General features: G+C 64.8%; 21 protein-coding genes and 1 pseudogene. 10 read left to right on the top strand and 12 right to left on the bottom strand.

Annotation, left to right across the window (positions count from 1 at the left end; genetic code table 11):
• The first annotated feature begins 81 nt into the window (after window positions 1-81).
• On the top strand, window positions 82-1095 hold the full coding sequence (locus QTI66_RS32550; protein ID WP_286564514.1) for a CysB family HTH-type transcriptional regulator: 1014 nt from the start codon (window positions 82-84) through the stop codon (window positions 1093-1095).
• Between the two features lie 58 nt (window positions 1096-1153).
• Here the strand turns inward: QTI66_RS32550 and QTI66_RS32545 are convergent, their stop codons facing one another.
• Window positions 1154-2818, bottom strand: coding sequence for a rhodanese-like domain-containing protein (locus tag QTI66_RS32545; protein ID WP_286564513.1), 1665 nt, complete (start codon window positions 2816-2818; stop codon window positions 1154-1156).
• A gap of 157 nt (window positions 2819-2975) precedes the next feature.
• Here QTI66_RS32545 and QTI66_RS32540 point away from each other — a divergent pair, with 157 nt between their 5' ends.
• The gene (locus QTI66_RS32540) at window positions 2976-3914 is read left to right on the top strand and encodes a fatty acid desaturase (RefSeq protein ID WP_286564512.1); all 939 of its coding nucleotides are present in this window, start codon (window positions 2976-2978) and stop codon (window positions 3912-3914) included.
• A gap of 125 nt (window positions 3915-4039) precedes the next feature.
• On the opposite strand, the gene QTI66_RS32535 is transcribed toward QTI66_RS32540, so the two are convergent.
• From QTI66_RS32535 to QTI66_RS32515, 5 genes are all read right to left on the bottom strand, one after another.
• Entirely contained in the window at window positions 4040-4867 is an 828-nt protein-coding gene (locus QTI66_RS32535; RefSeq protein ID WP_286564511.1) for a MetQ/NlpA family ABC transporter substrate-binding protein, read from the bottom strand.
• A 54-nt stretch (window positions 4868-4921) separates the two neighbouring features.
• Complete coding sequence (locus QTI66_RS32530; RefSeq protein WP_286564510.1) at window positions 4922-5584, bottom strand: methionine ABC transporter permease; 663 nt, start codon at window positions 5582-5584, stop codon at window positions 4922-4924.
• Window positions 5577-6473: a methionine ABC transporter ATP-binding protein gene (locus QTI66_RS32525; protein ID WP_286564509.1), complete on the bottom strand. Its 897-nt coding sequence runs from the start codon at window positions 6471-6473 to the stop codon at window positions 5577-5579. The genes QTI66_RS32530 and QTI66_RS32525 overlap by 8 nt, the downstream gene beginning before the upstream one ends.
• 127 nt (window positions 6474-6600) lie before the next feature.
• Window positions 6601-6894 carry a type II toxin-antitoxin system RelE/ParE family toxin gene (locus tag QTI66_RS32520; RefSeq protein ID WP_286564508.1) on the bottom strand — a complete coding sequence of 98 codons (294 nt, stop codon included), beginning with the start codon at window positions 6892-6894 and terminating at the stop codon, window positions 6601-6603.
• A gap of 8 nt (window positions 6895-6902) precedes the next feature.
• The gene (locus QTI66_RS32515) at window positions 6903-7187 is read right to left on the bottom strand and encodes a CopG family ribbon-helix-helix protein (RefSeq protein WP_286564507.1); all 285 of its coding nucleotides are present in this window, start codon (window positions 7185-7187) and stop codon (window positions 6903-6905) included.
• Window positions 7188-7365: 178 nt separating this feature from the next.
• Between QTI66_RS32515 and QTI66_RS32510 the strand changes: the two genes are divergently transcribed.
• From QTI66_RS32510 to QTI66_RS39695, 5 genes and pseudogenes are all read left to right on the top strand, one after another.
• On the top strand, window positions 7366-8175 hold the full coding sequence (locus QTI66_RS32510) for a MetQ/NlpA family ABC transporter substrate-binding protein (protein WP_286564506.1): 810 nt from the start codon (window positions 7366-7368) through the stop codon (window positions 8173-8175).
• Window positions 8082-8594 (top strand): annotated as a pseudogene (locus QTI66_RS39705) (2-dehydropantoate 2-reductase N-terminal domain-containing protein); the annotation flags it as partial. The gene QTI66_RS32510 and the pseudogene QTI66_RS39705, both read left to right, overlap by 94 nt.
• Before the next feature lie 149 nt (window positions 8595-8743).
• Window positions 8744-9157 (top strand): ketopantoate reductase C-terminal domain-containing protein, encoded by a 414-nt coding sequence (locus QTI66_RS39700; RefSeq protein ID WP_353506254.1) that lies wholly within the window; start codon window positions 8744-8746, stop codon window positions 9155-9157.
• A gap of 161 nt (window positions 9158-9318) precedes the next feature.
• Window positions 9319-9936: a DUF4142 domain-containing protein gene (locus QTI66_RS32500; RefSeq protein ID WP_286564505.1), complete on the top strand. Its 618-nt coding sequence runs from the start codon at window positions 9319-9321 to the stop codon at window positions 9934-9936.
• Window positions 9933-10178 carry a DUF3606 domain-containing protein gene (locus QTI66_RS39695; protein ID WP_353506253.1) on the top strand — a complete coding sequence of 82 codons (246 nt, stop codon included), beginning with the start codon at window positions 9933-9935 and terminating at the stop codon, window positions 10176-10178. Before QTI66_RS32500 ends, QTI66_RS39695 begins: the two co-directional genes overlap by 4 nt.
• A 36-nt stretch (window positions 10179-10214) precedes the next feature.
• Here QTI66_RS39695 and QTI66_RS32495 read toward each other — a convergent pair whose 3' ends face one another.
• Window positions 10215-10502, bottom strand: a complete 288-nt coding sequence (locus tag QTI66_RS32495) for a hypothetical protein (RefSeq protein WP_286564504.1) — start codon at window positions 10500-10502, stop codon at window positions 10215-10217.
• A 660-nt stretch (window positions 10503-11162) separates the two neighbouring features.
• On the bottom strand, window positions 11163-11747 hold the full coding sequence (locus QTI66_RS32490; RefSeq protein ID WP_286564503.1) for a beta-class carbonic anhydrase: 585 nt from the start codon (window positions 11745-11747) through the stop codon (window positions 11163-11165).
• A gap of 305 nt (window positions 11748-12052) precedes the next feature.
• Here QTI66_RS32490 and QTI66_RS32485 point away from each other — a divergent pair, with 305 nt between their 5' ends.
• Both QTI66_RS32485 and QTI66_RS32480 read left to right on the top strand, forming a co-directional pair.
• Window positions 12053-13036, top strand: a complete 984-nt coding sequence (locus tag QTI66_RS32485; protein WP_286564502.1) for a sulfonate ABC transporter substrate-binding protein — start codon at window positions 12053-12055, stop codon at window positions 13034-13036.
• A gap of 133 nt (window positions 13037-13169) precedes the next feature.
• The gene (locus QTI66_RS32480; RefSeq protein ID WP_286564501.1) at window positions 13170-13682 is read left to right on the top strand and encodes a hypothetical protein; all 513 of its coding nucleotides are present in this window, start codon (window positions 13170-13172) and stop codon (window positions 13680-13682) included.
• A 33-nt stretch (window positions 13683-13715) separates the two neighbouring features.
• Here the strand turns inward: QTI66_RS32480 and QTI66_RS32475 are convergent, their stop codons facing one another.
• From QTI66_RS32475 to QTI66_RS32460, 4 genes are read right to left on the bottom strand one after another with little or no spacing between them, the layout of a single operon-like run.
• The gene (locus tag QTI66_RS32475; RefSeq protein ID WP_286564500.1) at window positions 13716-14588 is read right to left on the bottom strand and encodes an ABC transporter permease; all 873 of its coding nucleotides are present in this window, start codon (window positions 14586-14588) and stop codon (window positions 13716-13718) included.
• Entirely contained in the window at window positions 14585-15505 is a 921-nt protein-coding gene (locus QTI66_RS32470) for an ABC transporter ATP-binding protein (RefSeq protein WP_286564499.1), read from the bottom strand. Before QTI66_RS32470 ends, QTI66_RS32475 begins: the two co-directional genes overlap by 4 nt.
• Window positions 15506-15523: 18 nt before the next feature.
• Window positions 15524-16534 carry an ABC transporter substrate-binding protein gene (locus tag QTI66_RS32465; protein WP_286564498.1) on the bottom strand — a complete coding sequence of 337 codons (1011 nt, stop codon included), beginning with the start codon at window positions 16532-16534 and terminating at the stop codon, window positions 15524-15526.
• A gap of 11 nt (window positions 16535-16545) precedes the next feature.
• On the bottom strand, window positions 16546-17430 hold the full coding sequence (locus QTI66_RS32460) for a TauD/TfdA dioxygenase family protein (RefSeq protein WP_286564497.1): 885 nt from the start codon (window positions 17428-17430) through the stop codon (window positions 16546-16548).
• Between the two features lie 191 nt (window positions 17431-17621).
• Between QTI66_RS32460 and QTI66_RS32455 the strand changes: the two genes are divergently transcribed.
• Window positions 17622-17895: hypothetical protein (locus QTI66_RS32455; RefSeq protein WP_286564496.1), on the top strand; the 274-nt coding region annotated here is incomplete at its 3' end.

The raw sequence follows: 17895 nt of genomic DNA, 5'->3' as shown, positions 1-17895 counted from the left end.
ATCGGTAGTTCGCGAATCGAAGCTGCGAATCCAGAATCAGCCACTGTGTTCCAGATGGAACTGCTATGGGTCTGGCTTTCAATGAATTTCCAACAACTGCGATCCGTGCGCGAGGCCGTGCGTTGCGGCTTCAACCTCACCGAAGCGGCGAATGCGCTTCACACATCCCAGCCCGGCGTCAGCCGGCAGATCCGCGAACTCGAAGACGAACTGGGCATCGCCCTGTTCTCGCGCGCCGGCAAGCGCCTCACGGGGCTGACGGCGCCGGGCGACCACCTGTTGCCCATCATCGAGCGGGTGCTGCTGGAGAGCCACAACCTGCGCCAGGCCGGCCGTGAGTTTCTCGCGCAGGAAGATGGGCTGCTGTCGGTCGCGGCCACGCATTCGCAGGCGCGCTACGCACTGCCGATGGCGGTGCAGGAGTTTCGCGGCAGGTTCCCCAGCGTGCGGCTGCACTTGCGGCAGGGTTCGCCCAAGCAGATTGCGCAGATGCTGCTGGATGGCGAAGCCGACGTCGGCATCGCGACCGAGGCCTTGAGCGACTACCCGCAACTGGTCGCCCTGCCCTCCTTCCGCTGGACGCATTCCGTGATTGCGCCACCTGGCCATCCACTGCTGGACGGACCGCTCACGGTCGAGCGATTGGCCGCGTATCCGCTGGTCACCTACGACTCCGGGTTCACCGGCCGCACGCGCATCGACAATGCCTTCGCGCAGGCCGGCCTGCAGCCGGATCTGGCGATCACCGCCATGGACGCGGATGTCATCAAGACCTATGTCGAACTCGGCATGGGGGTGGGGATCGTCGCCGGCATCGCCTTCGAGGCGGAACGCGACACGCAGTTGCGCGCCATCGATGCGGGCCACCTGTTCGGCATCAACGAAACCAAGCTGGCCGTGCGCCGCGGCACCTATCTGCGCAACTACGTGTACTCGTTCATCGAATCTTTTGCGCCGACACTGCCGCGTTCCGTGGTTGAAGAGGCGCTGGGTGCGGCCAGCGGTGACGAAGGCGAGGTCGTACCGGACGATGCCGTTGCCGCCTTGCTGGCGCATAGCTCGCGGCCGGAAGCCATTGCGAGTGCCGCGCATTAGCCGCACGCTGTTGAAGCCTGCGTGAACCTGCTGTTCGCGCCTGCGCGTCAATGCAATCTCAGCGCTGGATTGGCGGATAGAGCAGCTTGAAGCGGACGGTGGGGTCGAGCACCACGCGGTCTGACAGCGCGCGCTCCCACGTGAGGTATTCGCGCCATACGGCTTCGCGGCGCGAAGGCCCGACGCGCATCGTCGATCCCCAGTCGTCATCAAAGGGCGTGAGCAGGTCTTGCGGCGTATAGCTGGATGTCGTGAGCCCGCCCGAACCAACCCAGCCTTGCGTGCCGCCTTCGAGCCAGAACGCATTCACTGCCGTGGGCCACTCGCGTCTTGCTTCCTGCGCCGCGATGCGCGCTGCAGCACCATCGGGCGATGTGAAGACAAGCTTGCGGCCCCGCGTGACCAGCGGCGCGAGCGGCGACATCGAAGCGGGCAGCAGGTAGCGCGCGCCGACGATATGGCCGCGCTCGAAGTCTTCACTGGGGCCAACGTCCACCACGACGGCATCGCCCTTCGCAAGCCACGCACGCAAGGTGTGGGCGCCGACGGCTCGCACTGCCGGTTCATCGACATGTCGTTCCTCATCGACTCGGGCAGACCACGGCGGTGCCTCGCCGTCGAGCACAGCCACCTCGCACTGGTTGAACTGTTGCAACCAGAAGGCCGTCACTGCAGCGCGCAGTCCGTGCGCATCGTCGACCAGCACCAAGCGTGCGTTGCGCGTGCCAACGAGCTGTTCGAAATGCATGAGCACCTGCCCGCCCGGCACATGGCGCACATCGGCCGCGGCGGCACTGGCCGCGCCGGGTTCGGGGCGCACGTCGAAAATGTAGAGGGTGCGCGACGGATCGGCGCGCCAACGTTCCAGCTGCACGCCGTCGATGGTGGCAATACCGGCTCGCGCGCGCAGTTGACCGGCTCGCTGTGTGAGCACTTCGGGCGGTGCCTGCGTCAGGCCAGGCAAGGCGCGGGCTGCGCTCGCTACGGCCCCGCCGCGAAGGCTCCAGGCCATCACGCCCTCCTCGACGAATGCGGCACGCGGGTGACCGAGCACCGACAGCGTGGTGGCCCCCAAGATGCCGCGCGTGCGACTGAAGCAGTTGATCGCCCACAAGGGCTCGGCATCTTTCTCAGCGCTGGAGAAGTCGCGCAGCGCCAACTCGACGCCAGGATGATTGCGGGCACCTTCGATGGACAGGAAGGCGAACTCATCGGCCGGACGCACGTCGACCAGCGCAAGCGGCGACTTGCTTTCTCGCAGGGCATGAAGCTCGGCCAAGGGCAGCACCGGCGTGGCGTAGCGCTTCCGCACGAGGTCGCCGAAAGTCTTGACCAGCGTGTTCCACCCGTCGATCGACGGCAGGCCATGTTCCGTCCAGGCGCGCAGACCGCCCTGCAGCAGCCTCACATCGCCATAGCCCAATCGCTCCAGCAGCGCCGCGGCACGCATGGCGGCGGCGCCCGCCTCACCGGCATCGTCGTACAGGACCACCGTCACGGCACGGCGCGGTACGAAGGCGCCGACCTGCAACTCCAGGGAACTCAACGGCGCCGAGCGCGCAAGGTTCAAATGCCCCGCATGAAAGGCACGCGCCTCGCGGACGTCGAGCAGTGCCAGTTCGTCATCGCCGAGCAGCAGCGCATGCAAGGTCTCGGGCCCGATGGCGCGCGTCGGCCCTTGGCGGCGCGTGGCCGTGGTCGCGGGTTCATCGAATTCAAGCACATGCGAACTCTAGGGGCGATGGCACAAATCGGTCGAGCGATTTGCGCATATCCACATGCGCAACGGTCGCATGCAAGCGGAGCAGGTCTTCCTACCATCGAGCCCGCGCAGCTTCGCGCGAATCGCCAACCCTTTCTCGCGTCTCCCCTCTTCGCACATGACGACCGCATCCATTTCTTCCTCGCGCCTGGCCCGCCCTGCACGACTCGCCTGGTGGCGCCACTACGAAGCGCCGACGCTGGTGCTGGCAGCCGCGTGCTATGGCGCGTGGGCCGCGCTTGTCTGGTGGCATGCGGTGATCCCGGGCTGGTTGCTTTTCGTGCTCGGCGGCTATGTTGCGCAACTGCACTCTTCCCTGCAGCACGAGAGCATCCACGCCATGCGCAACCTGCCGCGCTGGCTGCGCCGGGCCATCGTGTGGCCGCCGCTCAACCTGTGGCTGCCCTATGCGCTCTACCACCGGGGGCACAGCGCGCACCATGTCAACTTCCACCTCACGCATCCCGACAAGGACACCGAAAGCAACTACCACTCCGCGCCGGCGTGGCAAAGCTACGGGCCGCTGCGGCGGCGCCTGTACTGCGCCAACCAGTTGCTGTCATTCCGCCTGCTGGCCGGGCCGGTCTTGCGCCTTTGCACGCTGGCGCGTGGCGAACTGCTGCGCCTGCGATCCGGTGATTTCTCGCACGTGTGGATGTGGCTGGTCCATGCGCTCGGCGTGGCGGGCGTGCTGGCCCTTGTCACCGGCGTGGGCGGCATGCCGGTCGCGACCTACCTGCTGTGCTTCGTCTATCCCGGCATGATGCTCGGCCTGTTGCGCAGCTTCACCGAACACCGCTGGAGCGACACGCCGCATGCGCGCGTGGCCATCGTGGAGTCGAACTGGTGGGTCGGGCTCATGTACCTCTACAACAACCTGCACCACGTGCACCACCGCGCGCCGAGCATGCCCTGGTACGAGATCCCGCTCTACTTCCGCAAGCATCGCGCCGAAGTGCTGCGCGGAAATGGTCACTTCTACTACCGCGGATATGGCGAAATTGCGCGGCGCTTTCTGTTTCGGCCGGTGTTCGAGCCGGTTCATCCGAAGTGGTGAACCGGCGTTGAGCCTCAGGCTGTCTCGGCCAGCACCGCGGGGCGTGCAGCAGCATCCACATCTCGTGCTTTTGTTTCGAACTCGATGCTGGCACCGTGCGTTCGCGCAAGGTCCAGCGTGTCGCCCTACTGCAGGAAGGTCGGCTTCGCATAGCCCTGGAACTTACTGTCCACCACCGTCCGAAAGTCCTTCGAGTGATAGGCCTCGACGAGGTCCTTGGCCCACGGCGTGTCCTTGTCGGCGCGCTTGACCGCCACGACATTGAGGTAGTAGTCGGGCGTCTTCTCCAGCGCAACGGCTTCCGTGAGCTTCAGGCCGGACGAGATGGCGAAGTTGCCGTTGACGATGGCGTAGTCGGTGTCACCCAGCGAACGCGGCAGCTGGGCCGCTTCCAGCGGGATGAACTTCAGCTTGTGCGGATTCTCCGCCACGTCTTTCTCGGTCGCGCGGATCGGGTCGATGCCGGGCTTGAGCGCCACCAGCTTGTTCTGCTCGAGCAGCACCAACGCACGCGCGAGGTTGCTCGGGTCATTTGGCAGCGTGACGCGGTCGCCCTCTTTCACCTCGGCCAGCGTCTTGCGCTTGTTCGAGTAGATGCCCAGCGGCGCGATCGGGCCCTGCACCAGTTCCACGATGTCGAGCTTCTGGTCGGTCGCGAACTTCTGCAGGTACACGCGGTGCTGGAAGAAGTTGGCATCCAGCGAGCCTTGGGCCAGCGCCTGGTTGGGCTGCACGTAGTCGTTGAACTCGACGAGCTTGATCTTGTAGCCCTTCTTCTCAAGGATGGGCACGATGCCGGCCTTGAGCTGGTCGATGTTGGAGCCGGCCGTGCCGCCGATCACGAGATCCTTCTTGCCGGCCGATTGGGCCTGCGCGTGCAACGAGAGGCCGCCGAGCGACAACGCGGCCAGGGAGATGACGAGAACGGAACGGCGAATGATCGAAGTTTTCATGGAGAAGTCAGAAGTGAAATCAGGGGATGGCGGCGCGCAGGCCGCCGGGGTTTTTCAACGCTTGTCGAGCCGACGCGCCGCCGTGTTGCCGACGAACTGCAGGATCTGCACGAGCACGACGAGCAACGCCACGGTGAGCACCATCACGTCAGTCTGGAAGCGGTAGTAGCCATAGCGGATCGCCAGGTCGCCGATGCCGCCACCGCCCACCACGCCCGCGATGGCCGAATAGGAAAGAAAGCTCACCGACAGCACCGTGAATGCCAGCACCAAGCCCGAACGCGCCTCGACGATCAGCACGCGCCAGATGATCTGCAGCTCGGATGCACCCATCGCGTGGGCCGCCTCGATGACGCCGCGCGGCACGTCGCGCAAGCACTGGTCGACCAGTCGCGCCAAGTAGGGAATGGCCGCGACCGACAGCGGCACGGCAGCGGCAAGCGGGCCGATGGAGGTGCCCGCAATCACCCGCGTGAACGGCACCAGCGCCACCAGCAGGATGATGAACGGAAAGGAACGCACGGTGTTCACGATCCAGTTGAGCACCAGGAACACCGGCCTGTTCTCCAGCGACTGGCCGGGGCTCAGCAGGAAGAGCAGGATGCCCAGCGGCCCGCCGATGGCGAGCGCGGCCGTGAGGCCGATGCCCAGCATCAGGAAGGTCTGACCCACGGCAACGCCCAGCTCGGGCAGGATGGCTGCGATGTTCTCAGGCATAGGCCACTCCGTTCGATGCTGCAATGGGCCGTGCCGGCGCGTGTCGTGGCGCGCTGCGGGCGACGATGCGTGTCCCCGTCGCATCACGCTCCCCACGGCGGCGCACCAGTTCGTCGATCTCGCGGCCCAGCGCGGTAGCGCGTTCTTCCGATGGCGCATCGACTTCGAACTGCTCGACCAGCCGCCCCTGCTCCAGGATGGCCACATGGCGGCACAGCGCATCGACCACCGACAACTCGTGCGTCACGATGACGATGGTCACGCCGATCTTCTGGTTGATGTCGCGCAGCGTCTCCAGCAACGCACGCGTGGTCTCGCTGTCGAGGGCCGAGGTGGGTTCATCGCACAGCAGCACCTTGGGCCGAGGCGCCAGTGCACGGGCGATGGCCACGCGCTGCTTCTGGCCGCCCGACAACTGCGCCGGATAGCTGTCGATCTTCTCCGCGAGGCCGACGAGTTCGAGGCACTCGCGCACCCGTGCGCGGATCTCTTCGCGCGAATGGCGGCCGTGGATCTTCAACGGAAAGGCGACGTTGTCGAACACCGTCGCGTTCTGGATCAGGTTGAACTGCTGGAAGATCATGCCGATCGACTGGCGCGTGTCGCGCAACTCGCGCCGCGACAAGGTCGTGAGGTCGCGCCCTGCCACCAGCACCTTGCCGGCGTCGGGACGCTCCAGCAGGTTGATGAGGCGCAGCAAGGTCGACTTGCCCGCCCCGCTCTTGCCGATGAGGCCAAAGATGTCGCCTTCGTGGATGTCGAGCGAGAGGGAACGTACGGCGTCGAATACCTGGCCGTTGGGGAGTGAGAAGGACTTCTTGACGGATTCGAGTCGGATGACCGGATGGGTGCTGCTGGGTGGTGCTTCGGCGGATGAATGGGAAGTCATGAACGTGCGGTCCTGCGCTGTGCAGGCCGGGCAAAGCCGCGAGTATGCGAAGCCACCTTCGCAAAGGGAACGACGGAATTGGCCGGTGCTTATTTGGTCAGCGCATAAGGCGTGCGCACGATCAGGATCAGCGCTTGAAATCTGCTTCGCGCTGGCTTCGCAGGGCGAGCACGAACACGATATCGATTTCAGGCACGTACCTGTACAGGGCCACGTAGGCGCGCGAATCCCGGCCGATCAGCAACTCGCGCTTTCCACCTTTCACCGGCCGTCCGATCATCGGGCTGTGAACAAGGATGTCGATGGCCTGCAAGATTTCACCCACACGAGCTGCGGCGTCCGGGACCTCGAAGCGCTCCATGTGCTCGACGAAGCGATCAAAATCCCCCAGAACCTCTGGCACAAGCTCAATTCGCGTCATCCAAAGCCTCAGGTGCCGATCTTTCGCGGTGCCGGCTTGGAGACGGGCTCCTTGCGTGCCCGGCCGACGATGTATTTGCGGGCTTCGTCCCAAGGCACCGTCTTTCCGGTGGCCAAGACCTTCGCCCAGCGCTTGTCAGCGATTTGATGAAGCTCTTCATCGGCTTCAACTCGTGCCACGGTTTGCGCGATGGCATCGACGATGAAGGCGTGCGACGTCGTACCGGCTCGCTCGGCAGCGATGGCAATACGGTCCTTGAGGCTGTCGTCAATCCGGATGGTCGTCGTTGGCATGGAGTGGCCCTTCTTCAACGGCTGACTGTAGCACCGCTGTGCTACAGGTGGCTTTCAGCCGAAAGATGGCCCGAGGGAGCACCGCCATTTTTCGCATATCGGTGCGCGAATATCTTCGTTCACGCGCACGCCGGCGCCAGGCAAAGTGGTCACTCCCCATTCACTTGCCTTGCCCAACATGTCCCTGCCCTTTCGCCGCCGCACCGCCATCACCGCCCTCTCACTCTTCATCGCTGCCGCCCTGCCCCTTCATGCCCAGGAGAAGAAGGCCGTCAAGGTCGGCGTCTCCGTCGGCAACGGTGAACAGATCTTCGAAGTGGTCAAGAAGGTGGCTGCGCGCGACGGCCTGACGCTCGACGTCATCGTGTTCAACGACTACCAGTTGCCCAACGCGGCATTGGCTTCCGGCGACCTGGACGCGAACGCTTTCCAGCACCAGCCCTTCCTGGACAACCAGAACAAGGCGCGCGGCTTCGACATCGTGCCGGTGGGCCTGACCATCACGGCGCCGCTGGGCTTTTATTCGCGCAAGATCAAGTCGATCGACGCACTGCCTGATGGTGCGACGGTCGGCATCCAGAACGATCCGTCCAACGGCAACCGCGCCTTGCTGCTCCTGCAGGAAGCCAGGCTCATCACGCTCAAGCCCGAAGCAGTGAGGAACAACAACGCCACGCCGCTCGACGTGGTGTCGAATCCGAAGAAACTCAAGCTGGTGCCGCTGGACGCCGCGCAACTGCCGCGCTCGCTGGATGACCTGACCATTGCATCCATCAACAACGACTACGCCGAAAAGGCGGGCCTGTCGCTCGCGAAAGACGCGGTAATCAAGGAATCACCGAAGGGGCCTTATGCCAACCTCATCGCGGTACGCCGCGCCGACAAGGACAAGCCATGGGCGCAGCAACTGGTCAAGGCCTACCACTCGCCGGAGGTGAAGACCTTTATCGAGACCAGGTTCAACGGCTCTCTGGTGCCGGCCTTCTGAACCTGGGCAAAGGGGAACGCTGCATGCGAATTCTTGTGGTGGGCGCAGGTGCGGTGGGCGGCTATTTCGGCGGCCGCCTGCTGCATGCCGGCAACGACGTCACCTTCCTGCTGCGGCCCGACCGCACAGCACAGCTTGCCTCGAACGGCCTGGTGGTCCGCAGCCCTGCGGGCAACTTGCACTTGCCGCGGCCGCCTGCCGTGCTGACCCACCAGATCAAGTCGCCGTACGACGTGGTGATGGTCGCGTGCAAGGCCTATGACCTCGAACATGCCATGACCGCTTTTGCCCCGGCCGTCGGGCCAGAAACGGCCATCTTGCCGCTGCTCAACGGCATGCGTCATCTCGACCTGCTGGTGGAGCGCTTCGGTCGGCGCAGCGTGCTGGGCGGCGCGTGCGTCATCGCAGCGGCGCTCGACGAAGATGGCGAAGTAGAGCATTCGGGCACGGAACACACGATGCTTTTCGGAGAACTCGACGGCGAGCGCACCGCGCGTATCGGACGGATATCACGGGCTTTCGCCGCAGCGCGATTCGACGCGCGGCAAAGCGATGAATCGTCCAGGACATGTGGGAGAAATGGATCCACATCGCCGCGCTGGCCGGCATCACCGCCCTGCTGCGCGCCAACGTCGGCGACATCGTGCGCGCCGGTGCGCATCACCTGGCGCTGGACCTGCTGGACGAGTGCTGCCGAATCGCCGCCTTCAACGCGCATGCGCCGCGGGCACAGGCGATTGCGCGAACGCGTTCGGCGCTCAGCACGGCGGGCTCGGGACTGACAGGCTCGATGTTCCAGGACATCGAACGCGGTGCACCGACCGAGGGCGAGCACATCCTGGGTGACCTGCTGCGGCGCGGGCGCTGGTCCACCGCGGACACCCTGCTGTTGCCGGTGGCCTACGCGCAGGTCAAGAGCTACGACGCGCGCCGGGCGCGGGAAGCGGATGCGGTGGAGGCGCCGAAACGGCTTGCGGCCTGAAGGGCTGTCATCAGCGGGACTTCAGCTGAAACGCCGCACGAATTGCGCTACGACCGAATACTGCAAATTCCGGGTTCTCAAGGCGCGTTGTCCCACACTGCGGACGTATTGCGCGTCAAAGACTCGGTCGCATGAAAAAGCATGCGACCAGACTCGGTCGCATGAAAAAGCATGCGACCACATCTCATCGTCCCCTGTGCCTCGCGCTGGTGGTTGGCGCCATCGCCCTGTTGCCTTCAAGCCTTGTCAATGCCGCCGAAGGCACTGCGCCGAGCCAGCGCACGACGCAGCAGGAGCCCGGCGCGCGGAACAACAATCCGGAAGGCGAAGGGCTCACCAAATCGGCGCCGGCGCGCATCAGCAAGGCCGACCGTTCCTTCGTGACGAAGGCGGCGGCCGGCAACCTCTTCGAAATCCAGGCGGCCAAGCTCGCCTCCAGCCGCGCCACCGACCCGCGCATCAAGGAATTCGCCGGCATGCTGGCGCGCGACCATGCGAAGGCACTCGAGGGCCTGAAGGCCATATCGGTCAGTCACAACTACCCGCTGCCGGACAAGGTGCCTGCCGACAAGCAAGCGACCCTTGACCGGCTTGCATCCCTCTCGGGCAAGAACTTCGACGCCGCATTCCGCCAGGAAGTAGGCCTGAAGGACCATGAGGCCGACATCAAGCTCTTCGAGTCGGCAAGTCGCGCAACGCGCACGCCCGACATCAAGGCGTGGATCGACGCGACGCTCCCGACCCTGAAGGCCCATTTGAAGCACGCGACGGAGATATGAGCTTCGGACTGATATCCGAAGCTCGAAGACCGAGGAACAACGCCATGACCGAAGATCCCCGCCAGCCTGCAACTCCCGTCACGAGCGCGGCTGAGCAGGCGCAAATCGCGCTCGACGATCCGCATCAAGTCGCAGCTTGGTGCAGATCCCTCGCCTGCACTGAAGTTGACCTGCGCCGCGCTGTCCTTGCGATTGGACCGAATGCGGAAAGGGTGCGCGAGTATCTTGCCACGCATGCCTGATTGCTCGCCACTCCAATCTTCCGCGTTGGCGTGCGGCTAGCCCGCGAAGTCTGCGGCGCCTACATCGTCGCCGCGCATGAAAATCACCAGCAACGCCGTCAGCACGGCACTGCCGGCGGCAGCGATCAACACGGCGTGCACGGGGTTGTCGGTCACGTAGCCCCTTGACACGTCGAGCGCGTGGTTCAGCTGATCCTTGATCTGTCCCGCGGTCGAAGTCGACCGGATGACGGGAAGCGTTTTGGCGATCACCTGATCGTCGTCGATGACCGTGCTGACGTCATCCGCGATGGTGGGGGTCGCGTGGTTGGGGATCGAATTCATCAGGGTTCCTCTTTGCTTGAAATCTGTCGGTCTTGCGCGCCCATGCCTTGCGGAGGCGGCGAGTCATACGGATGGTGGCAGGCGGGAGCTTCTCTGGCGTCAGCACGCGGGCCCATGCGTTGTAGGAGCAGTCGGCGTTGCGCCCACGAATCTCGCCGCAGCCGCCTGTTTCCGCCCGCGCGACCTGCGCTGCTCGTACCGTCAAAAAAACAGGCCCCGAGGGGCCCGCAATCGTCGCTCTGGAACGACGAGGAGACAAACAACACTCACCAGGAATGAGAAAGCAGCGCCCGGTTGGGCGGCGCGGCCACCGCCGCCCGAATACGCCGCAAGATCCGCGCCGGCACATAGCCATGGGGCGCACGTCGCGCCACCTCTTGTGGCGAAGCCGGCGCAATCTCCCAGGCTGCCGTCGTCAGTTCGATGACGCGTCGGGCGCGCACGGCGGGGGTCAATTCAGTCTTCCCAAGGGCGCTCGGGGCCGGGACTGCAGGATTGCAAAGCGACATGATGAGCAAGGCGTTGTGATCTGCGATGGGCCATTCTGCGCAGCCGCCGCGCGCAGGCCAACGAACGAATGCGAGTTTGCAGATGCGCTTTTCGTTGGGCTCCACGCAGATGGATCGCTCCGCACAAGCAACGAAGCAATCCGTCTTTGCCTCAGTGCGCCGAGACGCGCCCCGCCGCCGTCGCTTCTGCAACCTCCACGAGGCGGCCGGTCTTCACGTCGTAGATGTAGCCGTAGATCGGGATGTCGCGCGCCACCAGCGGATGTTCGCGGATGCGCTGCACGTCTTCCAGCACCGCCTTGCGCGGGTCGCCGATGGTGAGCCAGCGCACATAGCGCCCGGCCGGCGAGCCCGGCCCCGCGCCCACGTCGTGCCAGCCCTGCGCATCGATGGTGGCCGTCTCCAGGCTCTTTTCGAGCAGGCCCGAGATGACGTCGTCGGTGAACAGCAGCATGCCGCAATCGCTGTGATGGACGACGAAGTATTCGAGCGTGCCCAGCAGCTTGTGCGAGATGACCAGCGAGCGGATCGCATCGTCGCTCGCGCGTCCGCCCGCGTTGCGGATGACGTGCGCGTCGCCCTCTGAAAGCCCTGCGTATTTTGCGGGGTCGAGCCGCGCGTCCATGCAGGTCAGGATGGCAAAGCGCCGGCCGGGTGGCAGCGGCAATTGCCCCTTGTCACCGAACCCGGCGACATAGCGCTGGTTGGCTGCAAGCACTTCGGGAAGTACGGACATGCGGAACTCCAAAGTCGATGAAGGGGTGCTGAAGGTACTGCCGGCGGCGCGACCGGCGCAACTGAATTCGCATTTGCTTATGCGCAAAGTGGCGCTCCAGTGGCACCGCATCACCCAGCGACCTCCGCGATGCCCCTTGGAAGTGGCCGCTCATTGGCTTCGGCTCCTGCGTGTAGCGCCACGGGTTCGGCTGCGCACCGCGCGGATTCAAAAACGCATATGCAAGCACGCAGAACGTATTGGACGGTGCCTGGGGCACCCGCCTACGCTCGATGCCCTTCATCATCGATTTCAAGGAGCCTCCTTTGCCTACCGACCTCCCATTCAGCCTGCGCCGCCGGCACGTCGCCCCCGCGCTGTTGGCGCTTGCAAGCTGGGCTTCGGGCACGTCCGCCTGGGCACAGACCCCGCCGCCCAAGGAGGTGAGGATCGGCTTCCAGAAGGGCTCGGCCATCCTGGTGCTGGCCCGCAAGCAACAGGTGATCGAGACGCGCCTGAAGGCACTGGGCGTGACCAGCGTCAAGTGGGTGGAGTTCCAGTTCGGCCCGCCGATGCTGGAGGCGCTGGGTGCCGGCGCCATCGATCTCGGATCGGTCGGCGACACGCCGCCCGTCTTCGCGCAGGCCGGTGGCTCCGACCTGGTCTATGCCGCGGCCACGCCCTCGGCGCAGCATGCGGTGCTCGTGCCCAAAAACTCACCCATCAAGACGGTGGCTGAGCTCAAGGGAAAGAAGGTGGCCTTTGGCAAGGGCTCCAGCGCGCAGAATGTGACCATCAAGGCCCTGGCCACGGCCGGCCTGGGCTTCCAGGACATCGTGCCGACCTACCTGTCGCCGGCCGATGCCACGGCCGCATTCAACGGCGGCAACATCGACGCCTGGGTGGTGTGGGATCCCTACTACGCCATTGCCGAAGAACGCTATGGCGCACGCGTGATCGCCGACACCACGGACAAGCGCCTGGCCAGCGCGTCCTACTACATCGCCAGCCGGGATTTCGCGACGCGCTACCCCGTGGTGCTCAGCACGGTGCTCGACGAAATCGGAAAGGTCACTGCATGGTCCGGCCAGCACCGCGACGAGCTTGCGGCGCTGGCGGCCGAGGCCACCGGCATCGACGCGAAGTCGTGGTCGGCCGCATTTGCGCGCGCCGAGTTCTCGTGGAGCCCGGTCACCGATGCCCACGTCGCGCAGCAGCAGCAACTGGCCGACACCTTCCTGTCGCTGGGCATCATCCCGCGCAAGATCAATGTGCGCGACATCGTCTGGCGGGCACCGGCTGGTCAATGAGTTCCAGCGTTGGCGGGTGAGCGGCTTGGTGTGACAACCGGTGGCCTGGTGCTGATTCGCCTTGCGGATCGAAGATCGGCGAGCCCGATACGATCCGTGCATGACAAAGATTCAAATCCGCCGTCGGATCATCGTGATCGTCCTGTTGTGCATCGCGGTTGCGGGCGCACTGATACGGCAGTTCGCGGCCCGGGGATCGACGCTGCGCGACGTCGGCACCTTGCTGATGCTGCTGTGGCTGCCAATTATTGGCAACATCATCGCCTGGCTTGTCGCGCGCATGCGGCGGCCGAGCGCGCCGGAGCCTGAGACTTTCGGTGCGCCGGACACCTTTCAACCGCATGCGCTGGTCGAACTCACATTGCGCGCGGCAAAGCTGCCGAGCGAGGACGTGCCGATCCCCGTGGGTGAACACCGTTGCGCACTCGTGATCGCCAGCGACGGGTTTTCGGCGCGCTGGTTTGTGCGGCCCGGCGAAAAGGTGTTGCGCGGCAAGGCGCACGCTGTGCAGATGGAGTTTTTGACGCCGACGCTGGCGTTGGAAAAGTTCCAGCCGCAGGCCGCTTTCCGGATGCTGGTGGGGGAAGCGTTTGTGGGGGATGGGCGGGTTCTCGAACTGCTGCCGAGCGAATCCACCCCGGCCTGACAAGCTCACAGCGGCGCGACAAGCCGCCCACCCTCAACGCTGCTGCCCCCACTTGCGCACAGTCAACCGCTCCAGCGTCGCAAACCCCAGGCTCTCCACCGCCAACCCGATCAGCACCACCATCGCAAGCCCTGCGAACACGCGGTCGGTGTAGAGCTCGTTGCGGTTCTGGAAGATGTACCAGCCCAGGCCGCCCTTGCCCGATGACGCACCGAACACCAGTTCGGCCGCGATCAGCGTGCGCCAGGCAAAGGCCCAGCCGATCTTCAGGCCCGAGAGAATCGCCGGCAGCGCTGCCGGCACCAGGATCTGCAGCACATAGCGCAGGCCCTTGAGGCCATAGTTGCGGCCCGCCATGCGCAGCGTGTCGGGCACGCCCTGAAAGCCCGCATAGGTGTTGAGGGCCAGCGGCCACAGCACCGAATGGATCAGCACGAAGACAAGGCTGCCGCGCCCCAGGCCGAACCACAGCAACGCCAGCGGCAGCAGCGCGATGGCAGGCAGCGGGTTGAACATCGACGTGAGCGTGCCCAGCAGGTCACGCCCGATCTGCGTCGACACTGCCAGCGTGGTGAGCGCAAAGGCCAGCAGCACGCCGGCGACATAGCCTTGCAGCAGCACGGCCAGCGAGATGCGCACCTTCTCGATCAGCTCGCCACTGGCGAGCCCTTCGACCAGCGCGCGTGCGGTGGCAAGAAAGGTCGGCAGCAGCAGGTCGTTGTCCTGCCAGCGCGCGGCCACTTCCCACAGCGCGGCGAGGACGACAAGGATCAAGCCCTTGCGCAGCCAGCCGTGGGCCCAGAGGCGCGTGGCGAAGGGCAGCGTGCGCTCGACAGGCACCTCGGTGAATGGCTCGAGCCGGCGCTCGTATTCAGGGCGCACCGGCGGATGCAGGACGGCACTCATGACGCCACGCCCTCGGCGGTCGTTTCGCCGGTCGTCGATTCTTCGAACAGCAAGCGATGAATGCGCTGCGCTGCCGCCTGGAATTCCGCACCACCCTGGCTTTCCAGCGTGAAGCCGTGGCTGTTGATCTCGGCGCGCATGCGGCCCGGATGCGGCGACAGCAACGCAACGCGGTTGCCCACCACCAGCGCCTCCTCGATGGAATGCGTGACGAAGAGCAGCGTGAAACGCACTTCGTCCCACAACTCCAGCAACTCCTCCTGCATCTTTCGGCGCGTGAGCGCATCGAGCGCGGCAAAGGGCTCGTCCATCAGCAGCACGCGCGGCTGCATGGCCAATGCCCGCGCGATGGCCACGCGCTGCTTCATGCCGCCCGACAGCTGATGCGGATGCACGTCGGCAAAGGGTGCGAGGCCGACCTTGTCGAGGTAGTACATCGCGCGCTCTTGCGCCTCCTTGCGCCCGAGTGTGCGCGAGGCGAGCAGCGGAAACATCACGTTCTGCCTGACCGTCTTCCAAGGCGGAAGCTGGTCGAACTCCTGGAACACGACGATGCGGTCCGGGCCCGGCCCCGTCACCACGCGACCGTCGAGACGGATCTCGCCTTCGACCGGCGCAATGAATCCGCCGACGGCCTTGAGCAGCGTCGATTTGCCGCAGCCTGAAGGGCCGAGCAACACGAAGCGGTCCGCGTCGTAGAGGTCAAAGCTCACGCGGTGGGTGGCGCGCACCACGCGCTCGGGCGTGCGGTATTCGAGGCTCACACCATCGACGTGCAACAACGCAGATTGCCTGGTCTGCGCCACCGGTTCCCTGTGGAAAGCATGCCGGCTTGGGGGAAGCCGCACCGGCGTTTCGGGCACACGATGCGGCGCCGTGTCACGCGCCAGGCGCAGGCTGGGACTGAACATCGTCATGAACCTCGCCGACCCGCGTCAGTTGCCAGCCGCCAGATGCGCGTCGTCGAAGAAATAGTCCTTCACCGACGCCGGCTTGTTCTTGATGACGCCCACGCGATGCATGAACTCGGCCAGCGCATAGGTGTTCTGTGGCGTGGTCTTGAACTGCACATCCGGGTTCTTGATGATCTTGAGCAGCAGGTCGCGGTCGATCTTCGCGTTGCTCACCTTGATGTAAATGTCGGCCGCCTTCTCGGGGTTGGCGGTGACGAACTGCGCCGCCTCGTTGAGGGCCTCGACAAAGGCCTGGTAGGTCTTGGGGTTCTCGTTGCGGAATTTCTCGGTCGCATACAGCACCGTCGCCGACGCGGGACCGCCCAGCACCTGGTACGAATTGAGCACGATGCGCGCTTGCGGATTCGCCGCCAGTTCCTGCTCCTGGAAGGGCGGATTGCCGAAGTGCCCGGTGATCTCGGTGCCGCCCTTGATGATGGCTGCTGCCGCATCCGGATGCGGAACGGCAACGCTGATCTTGTCAAGGCGCGCAAACTCCTTGTCACCCCACAGCTTGGCCGAGGCGAACTGCAATACGCGCGACTGCACCGACACACCGACGGCGGGCAGCGCGATGCGGTCCTTGTCAGTGAAGTCCGCGATCGACTTCACATTCGGGTTGTTGGTGACCAGGTAGTAGGGAAAGTTGCCGAGCGAGGCCACGCCCTTCACGTTCTGCTTGCCCCTGGTGCGGTCCCACAGCGTGAGCAGCGGGCCGACGCCGGCGCCAGCGATCTCGATGTTGCCGGACAAGAGTGCATCGTTGACGGCCGAGCCGCCCGAGAGCTTGACCCACTCGACCTTGGCATCGATGCCCGCGGCCTTCGCGTGCTTCTCGATGAGCTTTTGTTCCTGCGCCACGTTGAGCAGCAGGTAGACGATGCCGAACTGCTCGGCGATGCGGATCTGCCCTTCGGCATGCGCCGCGAGGCTGGAGAGCGCGAGGCCCAGGCCGGCCACGAAGGCGGCGGTTTTGCGAGTGAGTTGCTTCATTTTTCTTTTCTTCAGAAAGGCGTGTCGCCCTGGATGGTGGTTCGATAGAGCTTGCGGCGCAGGTGGTCTGGCGTGCCAGCCGCCAGGTGCATGAGCGAGCGGTTGTCCCAGAACACGAGGTCGTGCGGCTTCCACTGATGGCGATAGACGAATTGCAGCTGAACGCTGTGCGCGAACAACTCAGCGAGCAATGCATCGCCTTCTTCCCTTGGCAGGCCGACGATGCCCGTCGTGAAATGCTCGCTCACGAAGAGCGCCTTGCGGCCCGTCTCCGGATGCGTGCGCACCACGGGCTGCACGGCAGGCGCGACCTTGTCGATCTGCTCCTGCGAGAGCTTGGGGCGCCACGGGTTCTTTGCGCGCAGTTCCTCGTACTTGGCGAGGTAGCTGTGCTCGGCCTTGAGCGGCAGGATGCGTTGCTGCAATGCCGGGCTCAGCGCTTCCCATGCAAGGTGCTGGTCGGCGAACAGCGTGTCGCCACCCTCTTGCGGCAACTCCTGCGCATGCAGCAGGGAGCCAAGGCTCGGTTCGGCCTTGTACGAGATGTCGGAGTGCCAATAAGCGCCCGCATCGCCAAGGCCAATGGGCTCGCCGTTTTCCTTGATGTTCGAAACGATGAGGATCTCCGGATGCCCTTTCAGGTGGAACTGGTGCAGTACATGCACATCGAGCGGCCCGAAGCGGCGACTGAACGCAATGTGCGCTTCCGGTGAGACGTCCTGTTCGCGGAACACCACCACGTGGTGGTCGAGGTGCGCGCGGTGGATGCGCGCGAAGTCGGCGTCGTTGATCGGTTTGGAGATGTCGAGGCCGACGATCTCTGCGCCGACCGGGGCGTCGAAGGGCCTGATTTCGAAATTCTGGGCAGGGGCGTTGAAAGACTGGGCAGCCGACATGTACGAGTCAATGGTGCGAGGCGAAACCACCACTTTAAGGACGGGCTTCCCATACGGGAACAACTGACTTCTTGCTTGCTTATGAAGAAACTGTCTGAGACGGCTCAGCTCACCGGCGATGCAGCGTTGGACGCGTGGCGTGTTTGTGGCCAGTGGGCGGGATCACGCCGACGGTGTGCCCTGATCCGCGAATGTCCCCCGCCGTCAGCCTGCGGCAAGCCGGCTCCTCCTTGATTTCGCTGCGCTGGGCACACCGCCGACGCGATCCGTCACGGCAATGGTTGAACTGCCAGCAAAACGCGGCGTTTCTTGGGCCGAGGGCATTGGGTGTTCCCCGCAGCGAAATCAAGGAGGGGCGGGCTCAACCCGTCGATGCAACACTTCAAAGACGAATCGAGGTGTTAATTGACGATGAGCACAGGTCAGCGAATTCATCCGTCGGCTGCGGAGCAGCGGCAGATGTGG

It is taken from the genome of Variovorax brevis (assembly GCF_030317105.1).
Taxonomy (GTDB): domain Bacteria; phylum Pseudomonadota; class Gammaproteobacteria; order Burkholderiales; family Burkholderiaceae_C; genus Variovorax; species Variovorax brevis.
This window is presented reverse-complemented; position numbering and strand designations above follow the sequence as displayed.

Excerpts from the sequence above, each read along its gene's own strand:
- QTI66_RS32550 (WP_286564514.1), top strand. The coding sequence starts at position 82 with ATGAATTTCCAACAACTGCGATCCGTGCGCGAGGCCGTGCGTTGCGGC.
- QTI66_RS32540 (WP_286564512.1), top strand. The coding sequence starts at position 2,976 with ATGACGACCGCATCCATTTCTTCCTCGCGCCTGGCCCGCCCTGCACGA.
- QTI66_RS32535 (WP_286564511.1), bottom strand. The coding sequence starts at position 4,867 with ATGAAAACTTCGATCATTCGCCGTTCCGTTCTCGTCATCTCCCTGGCC.
- QTI66_RS32530 (WP_286564510.1), bottom strand. The coding sequence starts at position 5,584 with ATGCCTGAGAACATCGCAGCCATCCTGCCCGAGCTGGGCGTTGCCGTG.
- QTI66_RS32525 (WP_286564509.1), bottom strand. The coding sequence starts at position 6,473 with ATGACTTCCCATTCATCCGCCGAAGCACCACCCAGCAGCACCCATCCG.
- QTI66_RS32520 (WP_286564508.1), bottom strand. The coding sequence starts at position 6,894 with ATGACGCGAATTGAGCTTGTGCCAGAGGTTCTGGGGGATTTTGATCGC.
- QTI66_RS32515 (WP_286564507.1), bottom strand. The coding sequence starts at position 7,187 with ATGCCAACGACGACCATCCGGATTGACGACAGCCTCAAGGACCGTATT.
- QTI66_RS32510 (WP_286564506.1), top strand. The coding sequence starts at position 7,366 with ATGTCCCTGCCCTTTCGCCGCCGCACCGCCATCACCGCCCTCTCACTC.
- QTI66_RS39700 (WP_353506254.1), top strand. The coding sequence starts at position 8,744 with ATGTGGGAGAAATGGATCCACATCGCCGCGCTGGCCGGCATCACCGCC.
- QTI66_RS32500 (WP_286564505.1), top strand. The coding sequence starts at position 9,319 with ATGAAAAAGCATGCGACCACATCTCATCGTCCCCTGTGCCTCGCGCTG.
- QTI66_RS39695 (WP_353506253.1), top strand. The coding sequence starts at position 9,933 with ATGAGCTTCGGACTGATATCCGAAGCTCGAAGACCGAGGAACAACGCC.
- QTI66_RS32495 (WP_286564504.1), bottom strand. The coding sequence starts at position 10,502 with ATGAATTCGATCCCCAACCACGCGACCCCCACCATCGCGGATGACGTC.
- QTI66_RS32490 (WP_286564503.1), bottom strand. The coding sequence starts at position 11,747 with ATGTCCGTACTTCCCGAAGTGCTTGCAGCCAACCAGCGCTATGTCGCC.
- QTI66_RS32475 (WP_286564500.1), bottom strand. The coding sequence starts at position 14,588 with ATGAGTGCCGTCCTGCATCCGCCGGTGCGCCCTGAATACGAGCGCCGG.
- QTI66_RS32470 (WP_286564499.1), bottom strand. The coding sequence starts at position 15,505 with ATGACGATGTTCAGTCCCAGCCTGCGCCTGGCGCGTGACACGGCGCCG.
- QTI66_RS32465 (WP_286564498.1), bottom strand. The coding sequence starts at position 16,534 with ATGAAGCAACTCACTCGCAAAACCGCCGCCTTCGTGGCCGGCCTGGGC.
- QTI66_RS32460 (WP_286564497.1), bottom strand. The coding sequence starts at position 17,430 with ATGTCGGCTGCCCAGTCTTTCAACGCCCCTGCCCAGAATTTCGAAATC.